At 45.8% G+C, this 3662-nt stretch carries 1 protein-coding gene; it reads right to left on the reverse strand.

Features of this window, described 5'->3' with window-relative positions; all coding sequences use genetic code 11:
• Positions 1–446 precede the first annotated feature (446 nt).
• Positions 447–3662, reverse strand: a 3216-nt coding sequence (gene metH / locus CXF78_RS14650; protein WP_102037215.1) for a methionine synthase, incomplete at its 5' end; no start/stop codon positions are given.

The raw sequence follows: 3662 nt of genomic DNA on the forward strand, positions 1-3662 counted from the left end.
GTAATTCAGATGATTATTATTTAAACGAAGTTATTGTAGAGTGATTCTTTAAGGGTATCTATTATTATAAATGACTATTTTTTATAGTGTAATAATGAAAAGGGTATGTCCGGCTGAGATCTTTTTACTTTATCCAGCAGTAGATTAAATTGAGAAGATCAATGACGTTTTGAGTTATTTATTGTAAAAACGACGAAGCTGGATCCCGGCTAAAATGCATTGCCGGAATGACGCTTGATTTGACCCGTGCTGTATGGAGCCTTTTGACCAAAATCCAAACCAAGTTTGGACATAAAAAAAGAGTAACCGTGATGGCTCAAGGTTACTCTTTATTTTTAATTACTCTCTAATTGCGAGTACTTTTTATTCAGGAGCACTATCTACTCAGGGCTGCTCTCTATTCAGGATCTCTTTCTACTCTTGACCTCATTCTATTCGAAATAAATCTATTCTGGATCATAGTCCAATATCGGTGACAACCACTTCTCTGCTTCTGCCAACGTCATGCCTTTACGCTGTGCATAGTCTTCTACCTGATCTTTACCAATATTGGTCACACCAAAATAGCGTGATTTTGGATGGGCAAAGTACCAGCCAGATACCGCTGCGGTTGGGTACATGGCAAAGCTCTCGGTGATGTTCAAATCGATAGTTTCATCGGGTTTGAGTAAATCCCATAACAAGCCTTTTTCAGTGTGGTCGGGGCATGCTGGGTAACCTGGTGCTGGGCGAATGCCTTTATAACGTTCGCGAATTAACGCTTCATTGTCGAGTACTTCATCCGCAGCATAACCCCAAAACTCTTTACGAACACGTTCGTGCATGCGCTCGGCAAAAGCTTCGGCTAAACGGTCTGCTAAGCATTTGAGCATAATCGCGTTGTAGTCATCATGATTGGCTTCAAAACGGGCAACATGCTCATCAATCCCGTGTCCAGTCGTTACCGCAAAACCGCCCATGTAATCAGCAACGCCTGAATCTTTTGGAGCGACAAAGTCTGATAAACAGAAGTTGTCGTTACCCACGCGTTCAAGCTGCATACGTAGATGATGAGTGGTCATTTCCAATGTGGTGCGGCTTTCATCGGTATACAGTTCAATGTCGTCATGGTTGACGGTATTGGCTGGGAATAAACCGATTACTGCTTTGGCGGTAAGCCACTTTTCAGCAATAATTTGCTTCAGCATTGCTTGGCCATCGGCAAATAATTTAACCGCTTCTTCGCCAACGACTTTGTCTTTTAAAATTTCAGGGTAATGGCCGTGCAACTCCCAGCTTCTGAAGAACGGTGTCCAATCGATACGTTCAACTAAGTCTTCTAGCGGATAGTCATCAAACACTTGGCGGCCTAATACATTAGGCGTGAATGGGGTGTAGCTGTCCCAGTCGTGTTTGCAACGGTTTTCGCGCGCCGCTTCAATCGACACGATGGTTTTACGCTTGGTTTGCGACAAACGTTTCTCACGCATCATGTCGTATTCTGCGTAGGCTTCGTCGATGGTGGCTTGACGAGTGGCGTTATTAATCAGTTTCGACACCATAGGCACGGCGCGAGATGCATCGGCAATGTAAATGGCACCGTGTGGGTAATGCGGTGCAATTTTTACTGCAGTATGAATTTTAGAGCAGGTTGCACCACCAATAATTGCAGGGATGGTTAAGCCTTCACGATGGAAGGTTTTCACGTTGTGAACCATTTCATCCAAACTTGGGGTGATTAAACCTGACATGCCGATGATGTCGATATTATGCTCTTTTACTGCATCGAGAATTTTATCGACCGATACCATCACTCCAAGGTCGACCACTTCGTAGCCGTTACAGGCCAGTACCACACCGACGATATTTTTACCGATGTCATGCACATCACCTTTTACGGTGACCATTAAAATTCGCCCGTTTGACTGGCCTGCCACTTTTTCGAGTTCGATATAAGGATTAAGGTAAGCGACGGCTTTTTTCATTACCCGAGCCGATTTAACCACTTGCGGTAAGAACATTTTGCCCGCGCCAAATAAGTCGCCGACCACGTTCATGCCGTCCATTAACGAGCCTTCGATAACATCGAGCGGGCGCACGGCTTCTAGGCGAGCGGCTTCGGTGTCTTCATCAATAAATTCGGTAATGCCTTTAACCAATGCGTGCGACAAACGTTTGGATACCGGCCAACTACGCCAAGCTAAATCTTCTTTTTTGGCCACTTGTGAGCCGTCGCCTCTAAAGCTTTCAGCGATGTCGAGTAGTTGTTCGGTGTTACTTGAGTCGGCAACCGGGCAAGGTAAGTTTTGGACTACGTTTTCAACCCGTTTTTTGAGCTCTGGGTCAATATCATCGTATATGGCTAACTGACCTGCGTTAACAATACCCATGTCCATGCCTGCTTGAATGGCATGGTATAAAAATACCGCGTGAATGGCTTCGCGTACTGGGTTGTTACCACGGAACGAGAATGACACGTTAGACACGCCACCGGAGATCATCGCGTGTGGCAAGGTGGCTTTGATGTCTTTTATCGATTCGATAAAGTCGACGGCATAGTTGTCGTGTTCATCGATACCGGTGGCAATGGCGAAGATATTGGGATCAAAAATAATGTCTTCTGGTGGAAAGCCAACCACATCGACCAAAATGCGATAAGCACGGGTACAAATTTGGGTTTTACGCTCACGTGTATCAGCTTGGCCGTCTTCGTCAAAGGCCATGACAATGGCGGCAGCGCCATAGCGCTTCACTAAGGTAGCTTGCTCAATAAACTTGGCTTCGCCTTCTTTCATCGAAATAGAGTTAACAATCGACTTGCCTTGAACACATTTAAGGCCCGCTTCTATCACTTCCCATTTTGATGAGTCAATCATGATTGGCACACGCGAGATGTCGGGCTCAGAGGCGATTAAGTTTAAAAACTTCGCCATAGACGCTACGCCATCGAGCATACCTTCGTCCATGTTGACGTCGATAATTTGCGCGCCATTTTCAACTTGCTCGCGCACGACATCTAACGCTTCTTCGAACTTTTCTTCTTTAATTAAGCGTAAAAATTTAGCCGAACCAGTCACGTTTGCGCGCTCGCCGACGTTCACAAATAACGAGTTTTTATCGATGGTAAGAGGTTCTAGGCCAGATAAACGACACGCGACTGGAAGATCTGGGATCTGTCTTGGTTCATGTCTGAGTACTGCTTCACGAATGGCGCTAATGTGAGCTGGTGTACTGCCACAACAGCCGCCGACAATATTGAGCATGCCTTCTTGCGCCCATTGATTAATGACTTCGGCCATTTCTTCTGGGGTTTCATCATAGCCACCAAATTCGTTGGGTAAGCCAGCATTTGGGTGGGCGGAAACATAACATTCGGCAATACGTGACAATTCTTCAACGTACGGGCGTAACTCTTTAGGCCCTAGGGCGCAGTTAAGGCCAATCGATAACGGCTTGATGTGGCGTAAAGAGTTATAGAAGGCTTCGGTTGTTTGGCCGGTTAGTGTGCGGCCTGAGGCGTCGGTAATAGTGCCCGAGATCATAACGGGTAAGCGATCGCCAAGTTGATCAAATACTTTTTCAATCGCGAACAGGGCGGCTTTGGCGTTTAGGGTATCAAAAATGGTTTCAACCATAATGATATCGGCGCCGCCTTCAATTAAGGCGCTGGTTGATTCGACATA

Source organism: Shewanella sp. 11B5, from assembly GCF_002836795.1.
GTDB classification, from domain to species: Bacteria; Pseudomonadota; Gammaproteobacteria; order Enterobacterales; family Shewanellaceae; genus Shewanella; species Shewanella frigidimarina.